Source organism: Geothrix mesophila, assembly GCF_022808835.1.
Classification (GTDB): domain Bacteria; phylum Acidobacteriota; class Holophagae; order Holophagales; family Holophagaceae; genus Geothrix; species Geothrix paludis.
In genome coordinates this window covers 556,043-575,037 of sequence record NZ_JAKZLD010000001.1, presented here as the reverse complement: position 1 = coordinate 575,037, position 18,995 = coordinate 556,043, and the positions used below count along the sequence as shown (strand labels likewise).

At 66.2% G+C, this 18,995-nt stretch carries 13 protein-coding genes and 3 tRNA genes; 6 read left to right on the top strand and 10 right to left on the bottom strand.

Annotation, left to right across the window (positions count from 1 at the left end; translation table 11 throughout):
- Positions 1-36: 36 nt before the first annotated feature.
- From MLG87_RS02675 to MLG87_RS02655, 5 genes are all read right to left on the bottom strand, one after another.
- Entirely contained in the window at positions 37-699 is a 663-nt protein-coding gene (locus MLG87_RS02675) for a LutC/YkgG family protein (protein WP_243293671.1), read from the bottom strand.
- A complete protein-coding gene (locus tag MLG87_RS02670; RefSeq protein WP_243293670.1) occupies positions 692-2,125 on the bottom strand; it encodes a LutB/LldF family L-lactate oxidation iron-sulfur protein in 1,434 nt (477 codons plus the stop codon). The genes MLG87_RS02675 and MLG87_RS02670 overlap by 8 nt, the downstream gene beginning before the upstream one ends.
- Entirely contained in the window at positions 2,115-2,861 is a 747-nt protein-coding gene (locus MLG87_RS16265; RefSeq protein WP_243293669.1) for a (Fe-S)-binding protein, read from the bottom strand. The genes MLG87_RS02670 and MLG87_RS16265 overlap by 11 nt, the downstream gene beginning before the upstream one ends.
- On the bottom strand, positions 2,858-5,713 hold the full coding sequence (locus tag MLG87_RS02660) for an FAD-binding and (Fe-S)-binding domain-containing protein (protein WP_243293668.1): 2,856 nt from the start codon (positions 5,711-5,713) through the stop codon (positions 2,858-2,860). Before MLG87_RS02660 ends, MLG87_RS16265 begins: the two co-directional genes overlap by 4 nt.
- A 95-nt stretch (positions 5,714-5,808) precedes the next feature.
- Positions 5,809-7,566, bottom strand: coding sequence for an L-lactate permease (locus MLG87_RS02655; protein ID WP_243293667.1), 1,758 nt, complete (start codon positions 7,564-7,566; stop codon positions 5,809-5,811).
- Between the two features lie 161 nt (positions 7,567-7,727).
- Between MLG87_RS02655 and MLG87_RS02650 the strand changes: the two genes are divergently transcribed.
- A complete protein-coding gene (locus tag MLG87_RS02650; protein WP_243293666.1) occupies positions 7,728-8,444 on the top strand; it encodes a FadR/GntR family transcriptional regulator in 717 nt (238 codons plus the stop codon).
- A 43-nt stretch (positions 8,445-8,487) separates the two neighbouring features.
- Here the strand turns inward: MLG87_RS02650 and MLG87_RS02645 are convergent.
- A tRNA-Ile gene (locus MLG87_RS02645) sits at positions 8,488-8,563 on the bottom strand.
- A gap of 141 nt (positions 8,564-8,704) precedes the next feature.
- Between MLG87_RS02645 and MLG87_RS02640 the strand changes: the two genes are divergently transcribed.
- The 4 genes from MLG87_RS02640 to mnmA all read left to right on the top strand — a co-directional run bounded on the left by MLG87_RS02640 (position 8,705) and on the right by mnmA (position 15,255).
- Positions 8,705-9,691: a KpsF/GutQ family sugar-phosphate isomerase gene (locus MLG87_RS02640; protein ID WP_243293665.1), complete on the top strand. Its 987-nt coding sequence runs from the start codon at positions 8,705-8,707 to the stop codon at positions 9,689-9,691.
- A 73-nt stretch (positions 9,692-9,764) separates the two neighbouring features.
- Positions 9,765-11,984 carry an LptF/LptG family permease gene (locus MLG87_RS02635; protein ID WP_243293664.1) on the top strand — a complete coding sequence of 740 codons (2,220 nt, stop codon included), beginning with the start codon at positions 9,765-9,767 and terminating at the stop codon, positions 11,982-11,984.
- 153 nt (positions 11,985-12,137) lie between these two features.
- Complete coding sequence (locus MLG87_RS02630) at positions 12,138-14,084, top strand: LTA synthase family protein (protein WP_243293663.1); 1,947 nt, start codon at positions 12,138-12,140, stop codon at positions 14,082-14,084.
- A 46-nt stretch (positions 14,085-14,130) separates the two neighbouring features.
- Complete coding sequence (gene mnmA / locus MLG87_RS02625) at positions 14,131-15,255, top strand: tRNA 2-thiouridine(34) synthase MnmA (RefSeq protein ID WP_279341107.1); 1,125 nt, start codon at positions 14,131-14,133, stop codon at positions 15,253-15,255.
- Positions 15,256-15,265: 10 nt separating this feature from the next.
- Here the strand turns inward: mnmA and amrB are convergent, their stop codons facing one another.
- The 4 genes from amrB to MLG87_RS02605 form a co-directional block, all read right to left on the bottom strand.
- Positions 15,266-16,291: an AmmeMemoRadiSam system protein B gene (gene amrB, locus MLG87_RS02620; RefSeq protein ID WP_243293661.1), complete on the bottom strand. Its 1,026-nt coding sequence runs from the start codon at positions 16,289-16,291 to the stop codon at positions 15,266-15,268.
- A 223-nt stretch (positions 16,292-16,514) separates the two neighbouring features.
- Positions 16,515-16,589 (bottom strand) — tRNA-Cys (locus MLG87_RS02615).
- Positions 16,590-16,650: 61 nt separating this feature from the next.
- Positions 16,651-16,725: transfer RNA gene (locus MLG87_RS02610), tRNA-Gly, on the bottom strand.
- A gap of 36 nt (positions 16,726-16,761) precedes the next feature.
- The gene (locus MLG87_RS02605; RefSeq protein ID WP_243293660.1) at positions 16,762-17,196 is read right to left on the bottom strand and encodes a Fur family transcriptional regulator; all 435 of its coding nucleotides are present in this window, start codon (positions 17,194-17,196) and stop codon (positions 16,762-16,764) included.
- A gap of 24 nt (positions 17,197-17,220) precedes the next feature.
- Between MLG87_RS02605 and MLG87_RS02600 the strand changes: the two genes are divergently transcribed.
- Positions 17,221-18,906 (top strand): two-component system sensor histidine kinase NtrB, encoded by a 1,686-nt coding sequence (locus MLG87_RS02600; RefSeq protein WP_243293659.1) that lies wholly within the window; start codon positions 17,221-17,223, stop codon positions 18,904-18,906.
- Positions 18,907-18,995 lie beyond the last annotated feature (89 nt).

Sequence of the window (18,995 nt, the reverse complement as noted above, 5' to 3'; positions counted from 1 at the left end):
ACGAAGGAGCAGTGTAGCGCGAGGGTGGGCTTGCGTCTACGCCAGATCGTCCACGAGCACCACGATGAGGCGCTTGGGGCCGTGGACGCCGTAGGCGAGGGTCTGCTCGATGTCGGCGGTCTTGCTGGGGCCGGAGATCATCAGGGCGTTGGGGGGCAGGGCGCGGCCCCAGCCTAGGGCCTTCACGGCGGACCAGAAGGTGTCGTGGATGGTGGAGGCGCGCAGCAGGGCGATGTGGATGGGCGGCACCAGCGACATGAGCCGCGGTTCCGCGGGGCCGGGGAGCAGGAGGAGGCTGCCGGTCTCGGCCACGCCGCCGATGGTGCCGGTGAAGCCGGCGTCCACGCCGTGGAAGAGCTCGTCCTTGAACGCCTCGATGGGGCGGTCGTAGGGCTTCAGCTCCGTCCCCCCGGCGGGCCAGGCGGCGGCCAGGGTGGCGCCGGCCTCGCTGGCGGGGCCGTAGAGCAGGCTCTTCAGGCCCTCGCGCTCGCAGAAGGCGCGGATGACGACCGGCCAGTCCGCGGACTTAGCCTCGAGGAACTCCGTGTGCACGGCTTCCATGCCCTTGCGGAGCAGGGCGGGGCGCTCGGCCGCGGGCCACTGGCGGCGTTCCAGGACGGCCGTATCCAGGGCCGGCAGGGGACCGGACTCACCGGAGGCGCGGAGGCGGCTGAGGATGGCGGTGCGTGCGTCACTCATGGGGGACTCCCTCGGTCCGCATGCGCTCGCTGAGGGAGCGGCGGGCCGGAACGGGTTTGGTGCGGGACTGGGTCCAGTTCTTGATCAGGGGAGCGTTGGCAGGCAGGGCCTTCCCAAAGCGTGTGGCGAACCAGGTGGCCAGCCGGTACAGGCCCGGCCTCCGGTTCAGGCCCGCCCACAGGCGCCAGGCCCAGTCCTCCGTGGCTGTGCGTCCCGTGCCCTTGCCGGCCACGGTCGAAGCCAGGTCCTCGTGCGTGGCCTCGCGGCGCAGGCGCACCAGAATCTCGGGAATGGGGATCTCCACGGGGCAGACCTCGCCGCAGGCACCGCAGAGGCTTGACCCGTGGACGAGGTCGTGGCGCACGCCCACGCCCTCCATCTGGGGTGTGAGGATCTTGCCGATGGGGCCCGGGTAGATGGCCTCGTAGGCGTGGCCGCCCACGCGCGTGTAGACAGGGCAGTGGTTCATGCAGGCGCCGCAGCGGATACAGCGGAGGGTGGCCCGCAGCTGGGGATCCGCATAGATTCTCGACCGGCCGTTGTCGAGGATGACCAGGTGGACTTCCTGCGGGCCGTCCTTCTCGCCCTCGCCGCGGGGGCCGGTGATCATGTTGAAGTAGGTGCTCACGGGCTGGCCCGTGGCGGAGCGGGTGAGGATCGAGTACAGCGGCGCCACGTCCTCCAGCCGCGCCACCACCTTCTCGAGGCCCATGACGGCGATGTGGATGGGGGGCACGTGGGTGCTCATGCGGCCGTTGCCCTCGTTCTCCACGAGGCAGAGGGTCCCGGTCTCGGCCACGGCGAAGTTCACGCCGGAGAGGCCCGCGTCGGCGTTGAAGAACTTCTCGCGCAGCACCTTCCGGGCCATGGCCGTGAGCTCATCCACGTCCTCGGTGTACTTGGCGTCCTTGATCTTCTGGGCGAACTGCCGGGCGATCTGGTCCTTGTTCTTGTGGATGGCGGGCATGATGATGTGGCTCGGCGTCTCGCCGTCGAGCTGGATGATGTACTCGCCCAGGTCGGATTCCAGGGCCTCGATGCCGTGCTGCTCCAGGAAGGCGTTGAGGTGCATCTCCTCGGAGACCATGCTCTTGCCTTTGACCATAGTCCTGGCACCGCGGGCGTTCAGCAGGCCGAGGATCAGCTCGTTGGCCTGCTCGCAGGTCTCGGCCCAGTGGACCTTGATGCCGTTCTTCGCGCAGCTGGCCTCCAGCTGCTCGAGCAGCTCCGGCAGGCAGAGGAGGCTGCGGGAGCGGATGGCTGTGCTGAGGTCGCGCAGGTCCTGGAGGTCCCGGGGATCGGGAAACTGATTGCGGCGCTTGGCGATGAGGCCGTCCATGGCGCGGCGGAAGTTGGCCCGGAGCTGGGGGTCCAGCAGGGCCTTGGCGGCGGCATCCCTGAAGTGGATTTCGTTCTCAACGTGCACGGGTTCGCTCCCACAGGAATTCGGCGATGTGCTGGACCCTGAGCTTGCCGTTCTTGGCTTCCAGCGCGCCGTTCACGTTCATCAGGCAGCCGCCGTCCGTCGACAGGACCACGGAGGCCCCGGTGGCCGTCGCGTCGGCGATCTTGTCCGTGACCATGGCCCCGGAGACTTCGGGATGGCGCACGGAGAAGGTGCCGCCGAAGCCGCAGCATTCGTGCTCGCGCGTGAGCGGCGCCAGCTCCACGTTCGAGAGCTGACGGATGAGGGACTGGGGCTCGCCCTTCAGGCCCAGATCGCGCACCGCATGGCAGGAGCTGTGCCAGGTGACCTTCACGGGCTCGCCCAGGTCCTTCAGCTCCAGCCCCAGTACGTTGACCAGGAACTGCGTCAGCTCGTAGACCCGGGCGCTGAAGGCGCGGACCTTGACCTCGTCGGGCTGGCCGTGGAACAACTCGGGGTAGTGGACCTTCATCATGCCCGCGCAGCTGCCCGAGGGCAGGATCACGGGCAGGTCCTCGGGAAACAGCGCCACCTGGGTGCGGGCCACGTCCCGGGCCTCCTCCCAGTAGCCGCAGTTGAAGGCGGGCTGGCCACAGCAGGTCTGGCCTTCGGGGAAGACCACCTCCACGCCGGCCCGGCGGAGGAGCTGGATGCCGGCCATGCCGGCGTCGGGGAAGAACAGGTCCACGAGGCAGGTGCCGTAGAAGTAGACCTTCTTGGGCTTGGTACCGTTCACTTGGAGGCCTCCGGTCGGGTGGCGGATTCGAGAAGGTACAGGAAGCTACGATACACCTGGCCCGTGGACCGGGTCATGCCCACCTCGCATGTGCGACTGCTGGCGTAGTAGCCGTCGAAGGCCTGCGCTTTCACCTCCCGCGCCTCGTGCTTGGTGGCCGAGGCCGTCAGCTCCGCATGGGTGAAGCCGCGGTCTCCGGCGAAGCCGCAGCAACCCGCATCCCGGGGCACCACCACCTTGTCGGCACAGGCCTTGACGACCCCCTCCAGCTTGGGCAGGAGGTTCATCTTGGTGATGGAGCATACCGGGTGGAGGACCACCGAGTCGACCTTCTTCGTCACCCGCAGGCGGGGCAGCAGCACGTCGTTGGCGAAGGATGGGCTGTCGAGGATCTTCAGCTTGTCGAACTTCGCCTGATTCTCGGGCGTGAGGTAGCCGCGGCTGGTGAGCACGCCATAGGTGCAGGGGCTGGTGTCCATGACGATGGCCAGGCGGCCCTGCTGGCTCCACTCCCAGAACTTCTCGATGGTGCGGTTGATCGTGTAGCGGTGGGCCTCGTCATAGCCCTTGGAGGAGAACGGCACGCCGCAGCAGGTCCCTTCCACGTCGAAGGGGATGTGGACCGGATAACCGGCCCGCTGAGACACCTTCACCAGGGCTTCCACCAGGCTCATCTCCTCGGACTCGCCGGGCAGGTGGCCCATCATGCGGGAGAGACAGGCGGGGAAGTAGATGGCCTGGGCCCCTTCCAGGGAGGTGGAGGGCAGGGGGGCCTTGGCGGGCTTGGGCATCTCCGGGCTCCACTGGTGGGAGGCGCCGAAGGCCTTCATGGTCCGGGTGATGAAGGGCATGGCCTTGGGGCCGAAGATGCTCTGCACGAGGTGGCCCGAGCGGAGCGCCAGGCGCATGGCCGGCTCCACCGTGGCGAAGTTGCGGGCCACGGAGAGGGCGATCTTCTGCGCCCGACGGCTGTGGCTGGCGCGGCGGAACCGCTTGGTGAGCTGGCCGGTGTCGATGCCCACGGGGCAGGCCGTGGCGCAGAGACCGTCCGTGGCGCAGGTGTCCAGCGCCATGTAGGGGAAGGACTCCTGAAGGGAGGAGAGCAGGGCGGGGTTCTCGCGGTTGCCCTCGAGGCGGGCCATCTCGCGGCGCACCACGATGCGCTGCCGGGGCGTGAGGGTCAGCTCGCGGCTGGGGCACTTGGGCTCGCAGTAGCCGCACTCGATGCACTTGTCGACTTCCTCCTCCACGCCGGGCATGGGCTTGAGGTTGGACAGGTGGCAATGGGGGTCGGCGTTGAGGATGACCCCGGGATTCAGGAGCCGGGCAGGATCCACCAGGTCCTTCAGGCGCTCCATGACACCCTTGGCCTCGGGGCCCCACTCGGCCTCCACGAAGGGCGCCATGTTGCGGCCCGTCCCGTGCTCGGCCTTGAGCGCGCCGTCGTACTTCTTGACCACCAGCTCGACCACGTCGTCAATGAGGGCCGAGTAGCGGTCCACGGCGGCCTGGTCGTTGAAGGACTGGGTGATGACGAAGTGCAGGTTGCCGTCCTTGGCGTGGCCGAAGAGGATGGCCTCGTCGTACCGGTGCTTGGCGAAGAGCTTCGTCAAGTCCACGGCGGCGTCGGCCAGCTTCTCGATGGGGAAGGCCACGTCCTCGATGAGCACGGTGGTGCCCCGCTGGCGGACCGCCCCCACGGAGGGGAAGGTGCCCGAGCGGATCTTCCACATGAGGGCCTGCTCCACGGGATCGTGGGTGAAGCGGGCGGGCTCCAGCAGCGTCAGGTGGGCGGCGGCGTCCAGGGCCAGGCGCTCCAGCTCGGCCCTGGCGGACTCGTCCTTGCCCTGGAACTCCACCAGCAACGCGGCGGCGCCCTCGGGCAGCGTCTTGATGCTGGCGGGCGTGCCGGCCTGATTCTCCACGGAGCGCAGGGAGGCCCGGTCCAGCAGTTCCAGGGCCGCGGCACCGGCGTCGCGCAGGGGCACGATGGCCGCGCAGGCCGCATGCAGGTCGGGGAAGATGAGGAAACCCGTCACCTTGACCGGAAGATCGGGGACGGTGTTCAGCACGGCCTCGGCGATGAAGGCCAGGGTGCCCTCGGAACCCACGAGGACGTTCCGGAAGATGTCCACGGGCCGATCGAAGTCGATGAAGGCGTTCAGCGAGTAGCCGGTGGTGTTCTTCATCCGGTACTTGGCCCGGATGCGCTCGGCCAGGGGTCGGTTCGCCTCGATCTCGGCCTTCAGCTTCAGCAGACCCTCGGTCAGGGCCGGCTCCGCTTCGCGGAAGCGCTGGTCGGCATCGGGCGCGGCCGTGTCGATCACCGTACCGGAGGGAAGCACGAAGGTCAGGGATTCCAGCGTATGGTAGGCGTTCTGAATCACGCCGCAGCACATGCCGCTGGAGTTGTTGTTGAGAATGCCGCCCACCGTGCAGGTATTGATGGAGGCGGGATCGGGGCCCATCTTCGCGCGGAACATCCGCAGGGCATGGTTCACGTGGGCGCCGATGACGCCGGGCTGCACCTTCACCTTGGCGCCGCCTTCCAGCACCTGGATGCCTCGCCAGTTGCGGGCCACCTCCACCAGGATGCCGTCCGACACGGACTGGCCGGAGAGGCTGGTGCCCGCGGCCCGGAAGGTCATGGGGGTGAGGGTTTCGTGGCTGACGCGGAACAGGGACTTGACCTCTTCCACATCGGCCGCGAAGACCACCGCCTTGGGGATGAGACGGTAGAAGCTCGCATCGGCGGCGAAGGCGATCAGGTCCACGGGACGGTCGAGCACACGGTCCGGCCCGACGATGGAGACGAGGGAATCCCTCAGGGAAGTGGCGGTGGCGGTGCTCATGAGAAACATCCTCTGGTCGGGGTATCGCGGAAAAAGGTCCCGCCGGCCTGCTGGGCGCGGCGGGACCCGGGTCTTACGTCAAAATGCCGCCCGGCCTACTTGGCAGGGGCGGGGGCGGGCAGGGTGGCCGGAGCAGCCGGGGCGGCCGGGGCCGGCGCTGTCACGGCGGCAGGGGCCGGGGGAAGCTGGGGCATCCAGTTGGCGGGCAGGACCTTCGCGTAGAGGAAGATCACGACGCCGACCATGGCCGCCAGGGCCAGGCTGTGGAAGAACACGTAGCGGAGGATGGTGCCCTCCTCGCCCTGCTGGTTGGTGGCGACGGAGGCCACCACGAGGCTCTGGGCGTCGATCATCTTGCCCATGACGCCGCCGGTGGTGTTGGCCGCGGCGGTGAGGATGGGGTTCAGGCCCAGCTGCTGGGCGGTGATCTTCTGGAGGCCGCCGAACAGCACGTTGGAGGAGGTGTCGCTGCCCGTCAGGGCCACGCCCAGCCAGCCCAGCATGGCGCTGAAGAAGGGGAAGAGGACGCCCGTGCTGGCGAAGGCCAGGCCCATGGTGGCGTCCAGACCCGCGGCCTTGGAGGTGAAGCCGAGGGCCAGCATGGCCGCGATGGTGAGCAGGGAGATCTTCACGCGGGCGACCGTCTTGCCGAAGATCTTGACCAGCTCCATGGGGCCGAAACCGGCCAGCAGGCCGCTGCAGATGCCAGCGAGGAGGAGGCTGGTGCCCGTGAGCGAGAGCCAGTTGAAGGTCCAGACGGCGGGCTCCTTGGAGACCTTGGCCACCACGGGGGGGGCCTTCTGGACGTTGTTGTGGAGCAGGGGGATCTCAATGTTCTTGACGGTGTAGCCGGCGAGGAAGTTCGGCTTGTCCTTGGGGCCTCCGTTGAGGAAGGTCTTCACCTGCGGGGTGCCCCAGGCGAACACGAACAGGGACAGGAACACCCAGGGCATCCAGGCCTTCACGACCTTGCCGGTGTTGTGGCTCGGGCCGGACTCGTGGGCCTCTTCGCGCTCGTGCTCATAGCGCCAGATGGTCTTGGGCTGCCAGACCTTGAGGAACAGGACCAGGGCGACCATGGAGACGATGGCGCCGATGATGTCCACCAGCCAGGGGCCGTGGAAGTTGCTCACCAGGAACTGGGTGATGGCGAAGCTGCCGCCAGCCACGAGGCAGGCGGGCCAGACTTCCAGCATCGCCTTGCGCCCGGCCATGGTCCAGATGATCCAGAAGGGCACGATCAGCGAGAAGAAGGGCAGGATGCGGCCCGCGGCGGCGCTCAGCATCTCGAGCGGCAGGCCGGTCACGCCCGCGAGGGCCAGGAGCGGGCTGCCCAGGGCGCCGTAGGCCACGGGGGCCGTGTTGCCGATGAGCGCGATACCCGCGGCTTGGAGGGGGCGGAAGCCCAGGCCGATCAGCATGGCCGCGGAGATCGCCACGGGCGTTCCGAAGCCCGCCGCGCCCTCGATGAAAGCGCCGAAGCTGAAGGCGATCAGCAGGGCCTGGATGCGGCGGTCTGCCGCCAGACCGGCGATAGAGTGCTTCACCACCTCGAAATCACCGGACTTCACCGTGATGTCGTAGATGAAGATGGCGTTGAGCACGATCCAGCCGATGGGCAACAGGCCGTAGAGGGCGCCGTGCACCGCGGCCATGCCCGCCATGCTCGCGGGCATCCGGTAGACGAGGACGGCCACCACGTAACAGGTGATGAGGCCCAGGATGGCCGAATAATGGGCCTTCACGTGCTTGGCCAGGAAGCCCAGCAGGACGAAGACCGGCAACGCGGCCACCAGTGCGGAGAGAAAGATATTCCCCGCTACCGGGGAATAGACTTGGGTCCAGGGGGTCATGCTGCCTCCAGGGATGGGGGTAGGGGATGAAAAGGTAGAGTTTTGGAAAAGAGCCTGGCAGAAGCCTACAATGGGTCTAGTGGTCAGACCATACGCAAGAACCCGGTTTTTGATCACATTTCGCATCTCATTCGCTTTTCGTCACTTAGGATGTTATGAGTATGGAACTTACCCCGATCAAGACCAAACGCCTCTACGAAGAGATCGTGGACCAGATCAAGCACCTCATCGCCGAGGGGAAGCTGAAGCCTGGCGACAAGCTGCTTGCCGAGCGCGACCTCGCCGACCGGTTCCAGGTCAGCCGGGCCTCCGTGCGCGAGGCCATCCGGACGCTGGAGATGCTCGGCATCATCGACATCCGGCCCGGCGAGGGCACCTTCGTCCGGGGCACCGAGACCGACGACATCATCCGTCCATTGGCCATGTTCCTGGCGGTGGAGCGCAACTCGCTCCTGGACATGTTCGAGATGCGCCGGATCTTCGAGACCGCCACGGCCAGCCTGGCCGCCCAGCGGGCCACCTTCGAAGAGCTCGATCAGATCGAGTCCATGCTGGCGAACATGCGGGAGCGGCTCAACCTCCAGGACTCGGAGAAGGGCGAGGAGTTCGACGCCGCCTTCCACTACGCAGTGGCCGAGGCCACCCACAACAGCCTCCTGACCAAGCTCTTCAAGACGGTGTCCGAAGAGTTCGCCAAGGCCAACTCCGTGGCGAGGCGCCAGCTGTACCAGGACAACGTCCAGAACGCGCAGAGGATCATCGACCAGCACTCGGAGATCCTGCAGGCCATCCGTTCAGGCTCGCCCCAGAAGGCCTCCGAAGCCATGCTGGCGCACCTGAATTTCGCGGAAGGTGAATTGCGGAAGTGGATCGTCTGAGCCCGACGCCGCCTGCGCGAGCCGCGAGAGCGGCGCGCGCAGATGGTGGCCCCGGTGGGGTTCGAACCCACGACCAAGCGGTTATGAGCCGCCAGCTCTGACCGCTGAGCTACAGGGCCGGGGCCAGTGTAGCAAACGCGGGGGACAGCCCACGGACGACACGGTCGCGAAGGGAAAGACACGGACCAAGACGGGGAATGAGGATGGAGAATGACTGGTAGCATGAACCCTTTGTTCACCACGCCATCGGAGCCGGAACCGTGAAGGACCAGAATCACGCCACAGGGGCCCTGGAGGCCGGACAGGCGGTGCTGGAGGCCGCGCAGGCCGCCCTCAAGGCACTGCGGGACACTTGGGATCCAGTCCAGGTGGATGACTGGTGCGGCAGTGTGTTGTCGCGCTCCGGCCGGGTGGTGCTCACCGGCATGGGCAAGTCCGGGCTCGTCGCCCAGAAGGTGGCCGCCACCCTGGCATCCACGGGATGCCCGAGCCTGTTCCTGCATCCGGCCGAAGCCCTGCACGGAGATCTCGGGATGGTGACCCGGGAGGATTCTGTGCTGGCCCTGTCCAACAGCGGGGAGAGCGAGGAACTCGTCCGGCTGCTGCCAAGCCTCGTGCGCCTGGGCACCCCGCTGGCGGCGATCACCGCCCGTCCCGAAAGCAGCCTGGGGCAGGCGGCGCATTGGACCTTCAGCTACCGGCTCCCTCAGGGCGAGGGGTGCCCCCTCGATCTGGCCCCCATGGCCAGCACGACCCTCCAGCTGATCTGGGGAGACCTCCTGGCCGCCAGCCTCATGTCCCGTCGAGGATTCACCCGGGACAGCTTCGCCTTGAATCATCCCGCTGGAAGTCTGGGAGCGAAGCTCATGAAAGTGAAGGCCTTGATGCACATAACCTGGCCGATGGTGCCGGCCTCGTCCGGGTTGACCGAGGTGCTGCGGGCTATGACGGGAGGACGGCTGGGGATGACCAGCGTGATGGAGGGCCCGAAGCTCCTGGGCGTCATCACCGATGGGGACATCCGGCGCGCCCTGGAAGGCGCGGAGAAGGACGGAAGGAACCCGCTCGACCTTCAGGCCGAGCAGATGATGACCCGGACACCCGCGATGATCGGGGAGGATGCGCTGGCTCTGGAAGCCGCCAGTGACATGGAAACCCGGAAGATCACCTTCCTCATGGTGGGGAAGCCGGATCGCCCCGTCGGCCTCATCCACATTCATGATCTCCTGACAGCAAAGGTCTTGTGACTTCCATCTTCGGTTTTCGGGTTATTTTAAGGTTACATAATATACATTATCGAAAGCTAAATCTGGACCTAGAGTGCCTTCCGTTCTGACCCGATACATCCTCCGCCGCTGGGCAACCCCCTTCCTGGGGGCGCTGTTCTTCTACGGGTTTCTCCTGGTCTCGTGGGAGATGATCGCCATCTCGCGGGAGATCTTCTCCCAGGGCGCCCCCCTGCGCTGGATGTTCCCCCTTCTCCTCCTGTCTCTTCCGGAAACCTTCTCCATGGTCCTCCCCATGGCGGCGGTGCTCGGGGGCCTGCTGGGAACGCAGCAGATGATGGAGGGGTCCGAGCTCGTTGCGGCGCAAGGGCTCGGCGCGGGGCGCCGGACCTGGTCCTTCCCCTGGCTGATCATGGCCTGCGGCCTCCTGTTCCTGGCCTCCTTCAATGCCCACGTCCTGGTGCCGGTCTCGGCGGGCCTCCAGCAGTCCCTGCGCCAGAAGATGTCCGAGGAGGCCAAAGCCAGATTCCTTCGTCCCGGAAGCCCACCGTGGCATCCCCCGGGTTCTCCGGATACCGCCATCTGGGTTTCGGAGAGCGGCCAGATCCACCTGATGGAATCAACGCCCCAGGGCACCCAGCACATGACCGCGTCCCGGATGACCTACGCGCTGGAGAACACCCTGTCGGGAAATTCGGAGATCCGGCTTCACCTGTCGGACCTCCAGGGTGTGCTGTTCCAGTCGTCCGGGGACGGCAGCGTCATCCACCTGCGGCAGGAGCAGCAGATCCTCCGGTTCGCCATACCCTCGGGCCCCCGCCTCCTCGCGCCGGTTCCGCTGAGGTACGAGTCCTCCCGAGCCCTGATGCAGATCTATCGGGATCCGGCGATTCCGGACGCCCAGCGCCAGCAGTCGGCCCTGGAACTCAGCCGCCGGCTCACCCTCCCCGTGGCCGGGATCGCCCTGCTGCTCATGGGCATCGCGTTGGGTTTCAGCCATCCGAGGTTCTACCGCGGAGGGGCCGTGCTCAAGAGCCTGGGCGTGATCCTCGTCTATTACTTGTTGATGAAATATTTTGAAAACATGATTTTGAGTGGAAAAGTTAAATCGATATATCCGACACTCCTTCTTCCCATCCTCTTTCTCGGCGCCGGCTGGCTGATTCTCACTCGTCGGCTTTCACCCCACCGGACCCGTCGGGGCGTCCTCTTTCGCTGGCTTCGTCCACTCGCCCGCGCGCTGCACCTGACCCCCTTGCATGCGCGCTGGTCGGCTGCAAAAGCCTCGATTCTCCGCTGGATCCATGGCCAGGGGACGCGACGCGGCATTTTCCGGCACTGGTCCACGCTGGCCTGGTGGCGGAACTGGGGGCTGACCCTGGGCAGCCTCCTGGCGCTGGATCTCCTCATCGAGTTCTCGAACCTAGCCGGAGACCTGTCGAAGAACAACATTCATCTATTTGTTTTCATTAGATACTGGATCTGGAATCTCCCGCCATTCCTGGAGGTTGCGTTCCCCATCTCCTTCCTTCTAGGCAGCATGCTCGCCCTCTCTGAAGCCGCGCTCAACCGGGAATGGCTGGCCATCCGAGCGGGCGGGGTCAGCTTGCTCCAATGGATCTGGGCCAGCCGATTCGCCTGGGGCGCGGTGGTCCTCGCCACCTTCCTCCTCCAGGCGGGCCTGGCGCCGCTGGCCAGGACCCAGGCCCGGGCCCTGTATCAGCAGATCCTGCAGCGACCTCGCGGATCGTCCTCCTCCACGCCGTGGATGTACCTCGGATCCACAGGGGTCCTGTGGCACCTGGCCCCGGAGGCCCGGTGGGGATTCCCCCTGAAGGCTCCAGGCGAGGCCCCCATCCTCCTCCGATGGCAGCCCGGCGCCGAACGGTCGGAAGCCCTGGCCTGGGGGGGGGCCCATCTGGTGGCCGGCCCGGCCACCCAGGATCTCTTCCCGGATCGGGCCCTCCGGACCGCCCCTTCCGCAGCCGAGGCCTCGACCCTCGACCTGATCCAGTGGCAGCGGTGGGCGCCGGATTCCGAGCGCTCCTACCTGCTGTGGGGTCGCCTCCTGGGCTGGCTGGCCGGGCCATTGCTCGTCCTGGCCATGCTCTCCTACACCTTCCCGGGCCCCCGGGGGGGACGCGGCCAGGCGATCGGCGCCGGGCTGGTCAGTGGGCTCGTCTTCTTCGGCCTCCAGACACTGTTCGGCGGCGCGGCCCGAGCCTCCGAAATGCCAGCCTATTGGGGAATCCTCGCCCCCTACCTCCTCCTGGGCGCCGGCGCCCTGCTCCGCGTGTCGAAGCTGCGGACCTAATGCTTCCCTGAGCCGGCTGGTGCTTTTGAGAGCCGGTCTCATGGACGAGGTCCCGCCGGGGATGCGAGAATGGGAAAATGCATTCCACGCTTTTCCAAGTGGGGTGCTTGTTTTCTGTTGCTGAACCCGAAAGGAACCTTCTTGGGAACCCGATTGACCACTGACCGACCGACGCTCTCTTCCACCGACAGCGGCTTGGCCGCCAGGTACCGCCCGCTGTTCCTGCTGGCCTCCTGGTACCTCGGCCTCGGGTCGCTCCTGCGGGTGGCCCTCTGGTTGACGTCCGGCCGCGAGGCGCAGGTATCCATCGCCTCCCTGCTCTGGGTCCTGCCGGCAGGGCTGGTTTCCGACGCCATCCAGGCTCTCTACGTGCTCTTCCCACTGGCCCTGTACCTGTGGCTCAAGGCTCCCGCCGAACCCGGGCGCGCCGGGGCGCCCATCGCCTCCTCCGCCGCCACATTCCTGTACGTCCTGGGCGGGCTCTTCCTCGCGGCCTGCGAGTTCTTCTTCTTCGAAGAGTTCAACTCCAGGTTCAACCTGGTGTCGGTGAACTACCTGATGTACCCGACGGAAGTAGCCGGGGACATCTGGTCGGAATACCCCGTCGTCAAGATCCTTCTCGCCTGCGCCGTGCTGGCCGCCATCGCCACCTGGCGGCTGCGGGGGCACTGGGCGAAGGCTCTGTCCATGCCCATGAACCTCAAGAGGCGCAGCTACGCCATGGCCCTCTATGGCGGTGCACTGGCGGTCGCCATCGCCTGGATCCCCGCCACTCTTGTCGCCGCGTCCCAGAACCGGGTCGCCAACGAGCTGGCGGAGAACGGCCTGTCCACCTTCTTCCGGGCGCTCCGGACCAGCGAGATCGATTATCACGCCTATTACGCCACCCGGCCCCGCACCGAAAACCTGAAGCAGCTCGCCTCCCAGCTGTCGATGGGCGGTGGGACCTTCACCCGGTTGTCGGAAGGCCGTCTGGATCGCCAATTCCCGGCCCGCCCCGACGGCTTGGGGAAGCTGAACGTCATCCTCGTGTCGAGCGAATCCTTCGGGGCCGAGTTCAGCCGTCTGTACGGCTCGTCCCGGGACTGGACGCCCGAATTCGACCGTTTCGCCCAGAAGGGGCTCTGGTTCAGCCATGTGTACGCCACGGGAACCCGGACGGTCCGCGGCCTGGAGGCCCTGTCCACCTCCCTGCCCCCGGTTCCCACCGAATCGATCCTCCGGCGGCCCGGCCACGAAGGCATGGCCACCCTCGGATCCGTCCTCCGGGCCCAGGGCTACCAGACCGCCTTCCTGTACGGCGGCTACGGCTATTTCGACAACATGAACGCGTTCTTCCAGAGCAACGGCTACGACGTCCTCGACCGGACCAGCCTTAAGACCAAACCCCGATTCGAGAACATCTGGGGGGTCTCGGACGAGGATCTGTTCGACATGGCCCTGTCCTATGCGGATCAGCAGTCGGCCAAGGGCGGCCCGTTCTTCATCCACATCATGAATACCTCCAACCACAAGCCCTTCACCTTCCGTCCCGGCCTGGAAGCCATCGGCGTGAAGGCCTCGGGAGGAGGCCGGGAGTCCGGCGTGCGCTACGCCGACTTCGCCCAGGGGCAGTTCCTCCGGGAGGCGGAAAAGCACCCGTGGTTCAAGGACACGCTCTTCATCGTCGTGGCGGACCACGGCGCCAGGGTCTATGGTCGCCAGGAGATCCCGCTTCGGACCTACGAGATCCCGCTGATGTTCTACTCACCAGCACATCTATCCCCCAGGCGCTCGGACGGCCTCATGTCCCAGATCGACCTGGCCCCCACCTTGATGGGCCTGCTCGGCCTGTCCTACACGGCGCCCTGGTTCGGCCAGGATGTGCTGAACACCCCGGAATCGGGTCGGGTCCTGCTGTTCAATCACAACGACCACGTGGCCCTGATGAAGGATGGTCTCCTCACCGTCCTCGGCCTGCACGGCAGCAGAGTCTCGAAGATCTATGACTTCGAGAAGGACAAGTACCTCCCCGCTCCGCAAGGGAAAGGGCATGACGACCTTGCCGTGGCCTACTACCAGACCGCCTACGAACTCTTTAAGTCAAAGAATTACAACTGATCATGACCCCTCCACGGCAGCCCCGGGGATCTGAATCGTGAGTTCACTGCTATCTCGCGCTCAAGCGTCCCTCCAAGACCACCCCTCGCTCCGGCCTGGGGACAGGGTTCTTGCGGCCATGTCCGGTGGGGTCGACAGCTCGGTCATGGCCGCCCTGCTCCATCGGAGCGGCTACGAGGTCATCGGCATTTCCATGCAGCTCTTCGACAAGAAAACCGTTCAAGGTTCAGATGGGAAATGCTGCACACTCGACGACTTCCAGGATGCGCGCAGGGTGGCCTTCGAGATGGGGTTTGCCCACTACGTGATGGATTTCGAGGCCCGGTTCAGGGATACGGTCATCGAGGGATTCATCCAGAGCTATCTTGACGGGGAAACCCCTAGTCCTTGCATTCGTTGCAATCAGCACCTCAAATTCTCTGCCCTGATGGAGCGGGCCGATTCGCTGGGGGCTCCCTTCGTCGCCACGGGCCACTACGGGACCATCCAGCTCGAGGATGGCCGCTGGCATCTGCGGAAGGCTTCCGATCCGGCCAAGGACCAGAGCTACTTCCTCTTCAACCACACCCAGGCCACCCTCGCGCGGACCTTGTTTCCCTTGGCCCATTTGACCAAGGCTGAAGTACGAAGCCTAGGTGCTGAATTGGGTCTACATCTGGCAGATAAAGCGGAGAGTCAGGAGATCTGTTTCGTCACCCAGGACCGCTACGACGCCTTCCTGGAAGCGGAGGGGCGCGACCCGGGCCTGGGAGATGGGAACATCCGCCACCTCGATGGTCGCGTTCTTGGTCGGCATCACGGGTACTGGCGGCACACGGTGGGCCAGCGGCGGGGCCTGAGAGTCGCCTTCGCCGAACCCCTGTACGTGGTCCGGATCGAACCCGCTACGAACACCGTCTGGGTGGGCGGCGAGTCGGAGCTCTTCAGCCGGGCGTTGGTGGCCCATGAGCTGAGCTGGGTGGATGCACCGCCCCCAGGCCCCCTGGTCTGCCAGGCGCGCATCCGCAGTCGGGCTCCCGAGGCTGATGCCCTTGTGATCCCCCTGCCGGATGGCCGGATGAAGGTCGTGTTCGACGAGCCCCAGCGGGCCATCGCCCCGGGCCAGGCTGTGGTCTTCTACCGGGACGGGGATGTGCTGGGTGGTGGCTGGATCAGCGCCCGACCCGAGTGAGGCGGAAGGGTCACTGCCCGCCCAGAGTGTAGGCCACGCCGGGGTAGCTCACGAAGTGGTAGAGGTTGGCCTCCGCGGTCGCCCCCAGGCCCAGGTCCCAGACCGGGATCTGGGGGAAGCTGATGGAGGTGCCGAAAGCGACGGGGTGCCCGACCGGGGCAGGCCGACCCAGGCTCCTGGCGGTTTCATCCATGAGCAGAAGGCCGAAGGGGATGGAGAACCGGCCACACCAGGGCATGCGGTACTGGTCAGGATCCTGCGGATTGACCACCGTCTCGTAGAAGGCCCGGGCCTTCGCCGACGTCACCGGCCCGGCCAGGGGGCCCTTCAGCAGCTGGCGGTCGCGCTCGACGGCCTCGGTATAGGCCTGCACACCGCCGCTGCCGTGAGGTGTGTACTTGAAGTCCTCGCCGTAATGGATGCCGTCGGAGGAGATGACGATGGCCAGATCCCGGCCGAGCGTCCAGCCGCGTGCCCGCATGCTTTCTGCCAGAGCCTTCCCGAGGTGGGAGGCCAGTTGCTGGAACCGCTCGAAAGAGGCCGAGGGCAGGAGGATGGGCACGATCTCGACGCCCGGATCCTGGTGTTTCAGCCAGTAGGCGATGGCCTCGACCGAGTGCTCGCTGTCCTGCATGGCCGCCTCCTGGATGACATCCGTGGCGGGGATCCGCTTCAGCAGATCCTCGCGCAGGCCGGAGACAGGGATCTCGCCATCCGGGGAGTGCCAGGCCCGGTAAGGATCGAACACCAGGGCGTTCTTGGCGCCGAAGCGGCGGTACTTGTGGAAGACCCCCACCAGAACAATGGTCCTGGCCTTCACCAACGGGATCAGCTGGCGGTATACCCGGCCTGCATAGAGGTAGTCGTCATGGGGACAGATGAGACCGGCCACCCCAGGGGAAGGCATGGGCCCGAGCGCCTCCGGCGCCGGCGGGAGGGCCGCCCGTTCCCACACCTTGGCCATCTGCTTCGGCGTCGAGGCAAACCCCACAGCATCCTGCTGTCCCCGGAGATCGCCCTGAGAGGGAATGCCCATGGACTTCCTCACCTCTTCCACCGTGGGCCGCGAAAGGGGCGCGGGAAGCGCGGAGAGAGAAGCCTGGGTGAGACCCGGGAGGCATGCGACGAGACAGGCGCAGAAGAAAGCCGCGGCGCGTTTCATGGGTGGAATCTCCGGAACCACCGTAGCAGGCCCTGCCGCGCCATCCGCGACTTCGATTCCGATCGGCGCATGAAAAAGCCCCCTTGCGGGGGCTGATTGGAGGCGCCGATCGGAATCGAACCGATGAATACAGGATTTGCAGTCCCGGGCCTTACCACTTGGCTACGGCGCCTTGCGTTTGGTGCGATGAAGCTTCTGACATGATCCGGGCCGCTTGCGCGGCCCGGGTGGAGTGGAGCGGGTGATGGGATTTGAACCCACGACTTCAACCTTGGCAAGGTTGCACTCTACCACTGAGTTACACCCGCGTGAGACATCAAGACTAGCAATGGCGCGCGATACGGTCAACGGTCTTTTTCGGACCGGCAGGTGGGGCAGAGTCCGAACAGCATCAGCTGATGCCGGGTGATGCGGAATCCCGACAGGGTCTCGAGTTCGATCAGCGATTCGTCGAGACCGCACGCGTCCACTTCCACCGTGCGACCGCACCGCTCGCACTGGAGGTGGTGGTGATGCCGGCGCGAGTCGCAGCGGACGAAGCGCATCACCTGATCCGGACCCATGATGCTCTCCGCCCAGCCCTCCTGCACGAAGCGTTCGAGGTTCCGGTACACCGTGGGCAGGCCCGAACGGCGCTCCGGCATGCGCTCCCAGATCTCTTCCACCGTGAGCGGGCGATCCGAATTCCGGAGGACCTGGAGAATCCCTTCGCGCTGGGGCGTCTGCCGCATGCCGGCGGCGCGCAGGGAAGGCGAGGGAACGGGGGCAGGGTCAGGCATGGTCCTAGGATGCCAGATTCGGGCATGCTGGACCCTATGCTCCAGCGCACATTGGGCCGGCTGGGCGCCCCGGACGCCAGCCAGCCGTTCCTTCCCCTCGCCTTCCGGCTCTACGCCAGCTTCGGCCTGCTCGTGCTGCATCTGGCCCTGCCCGCCGAGGGGCGCGTCGTGGGCGCAGGCGAGGATCTGTATCTGACCTGCCTGGTGCTGCTGCTTCTCGAGTCGATCTGGGAGGCCAGCCTCGGCCTCCGTGCCCGGGACCAGATCTTCCCGACGCCCGCCCTGCCCTGGATCTGGTGGAACCTGGTGCTGGACCTGGCCCTGGTCAGCCTGGTCATCGCGTACCAGGGAGTCGCCCATGAGCGCTTCTCCACCCTCTACATCTTCCCCGTGCTGGCCTCCGCCTTCTATCTGGGCACCACGGGGATCGTCTGGGTGGGTGTCGTTTCATCCATCACCCACATCCTCCTGGTGCTGGGCTTCACCTTCGGGCTGCTTCCGGCTTTCGGGTTGTCGGGCGAAACCACGGATCCTGATGGAACGCACCTGCCCTTCCTGCTCGGCATCGCCTCCTTGCAGATCTTCGCCACCACCTTGGTGGTGGTGCTCATCCGCCGCAACCTCGACCGCCTGCGCACAGACCTCAGCGCCAGCGAAGCCACGGTGGACGAGCTGTCGGCCCTGCACTTCCGAGTCGTGGAGTCCATGTCCTCCGGTCTCATCACGCTGGATCTGGATGGACGGATCACGTCGGCGAATCCCGCCGCGACCGCCATCCTGGGTCATCCCGTGCCCCTGGGCCTCCCCGTCCACGAGGTGCTTCCCCTGGCGCAACCCCTCCTCGCTCAGCACCGTTTCGAGGTGGCACTTCCGGTGGCAGGTCGTCCTCCCCAGATCCTGGGCGGACATCTGACCTCCCTCCGGGCCCCCAGCGGCCAGGAAACAGGCCAACTGCTGCTGTTCCAGGATCTGACGGAGATCAAGGCCCTCGAGGAGCGCACCCGGATCAGCGAGCGGCTGGCGTCCATCGGGCAGCTGGCGGCGGGCCTCGCCCACGAGCTCAGGAACCCGCTGGCCTCCATCAGCGGATGCGTTCAGCTCCTGCAGCGGCCAGAGGCTCCGGAGGACGTCAGGTCGCGCGTGCTGGGCATCCTGGACCGGGAAACCCAGCGGGTGGGCGCCATCGTCTCGGACTTCCTCGACCTCGCCCGGCCCGAAGCCGGTCCAGGCCAGGTGCTCCCCCTCGGCAGGATTCTCGAAGAAGTCCGCGCGAGCTGGGAGATGGACCCGCGGACCGAAGGGTTCCCCTTGGACATGCCGGAGCCGGCGCCAACGTTTATTCTTGCCGACCCGGTCGGGGTGCACCGGATGCTCATGAACCTCCTGAGCAACGCCCGCAAGGCCGTGAAAGGCGTTCCGCGACCCCGGGTCCGGCTCACCTCCAGCGTTTCCGGCGGGCAGGTCCAGCTGGAGGTGGAAGACAACGGCTGCGGCATGGCTCCTGAGCAACTGGATCGCCTGTTCGTGCCCTTCTCCGGCAGCTTCGAGGAGGGGTCGGGGCTGGGCATGAGCCTGGTCTACAAGTTCACTGAGGCCATGGGATGGCGAATCGAGGTCCGGAGCCGCCCTGGAGCGGGCACCCGGGTCCGGATTTTCCTACCCGTGTGTCACCAAGGAGAGCCGTTGGCACAGCACGGGGATCCGGCGTAAACTTCCGGCAGCTTTCCGTCATCTAAATCAAGACACACCCTTGCAGGGTCCACTTGGCACCTGCCAAAGTGGTTCATCCCTTCTACGGC

Excerpts from the sequence above, each read along its gene's own strand:
- MLG87_RS02675 (WP_243293671.1), bottom strand. The coding sequence starts at position 699 with ATGAGTGACGCACGCACCGCCATCCTCAGCCGCCTCCGCGCCTCCGGT.
- MLG87_RS02660 (WP_243293668.1), bottom strand. The coding sequence starts at position 5,713 with ATGAGCACCGCCACCGCCACTTCCCTGAGGGATTCCCTCGTCTCCATC.
- MLG87_RS02655 (WP_243293667.1), bottom strand. The coding sequence starts at position 7,566 with ATGACCCCCTGGACCCAAGTCTATTCCCCGGTAGCGGGGAATATCTTT.
- MLG87_RS02650 (WP_243293666.1), top strand. The coding sequence starts at position 7,728 with ATGGAACTTACCCCGATCAAGACCAAACGCCTCTACGAAGAGATCGTG.
- amrB (WP_243293661.1), bottom strand. The coding sequence starts at position 16,291 with ATGGGCATTCCCTCTCAGGGCGATCTCCGGGGACAGCAGGATGCTGTG.
- MLG87_RS02605 (WP_243293660.1), bottom strand. The coding sequence starts at position 17,196 with ATGCCTGACCCTGCCCCCGTTCCCTCGCCTTCCCTGCGCGCCGCCGGC.
- MLG87_RS02600 (WP_243293659.1), top strand. The coding sequence starts at position 17,221 with ATGCTGGACCCTATGCTCCAGCGCACATTGGGCCGGCTGGGCGCCCCG.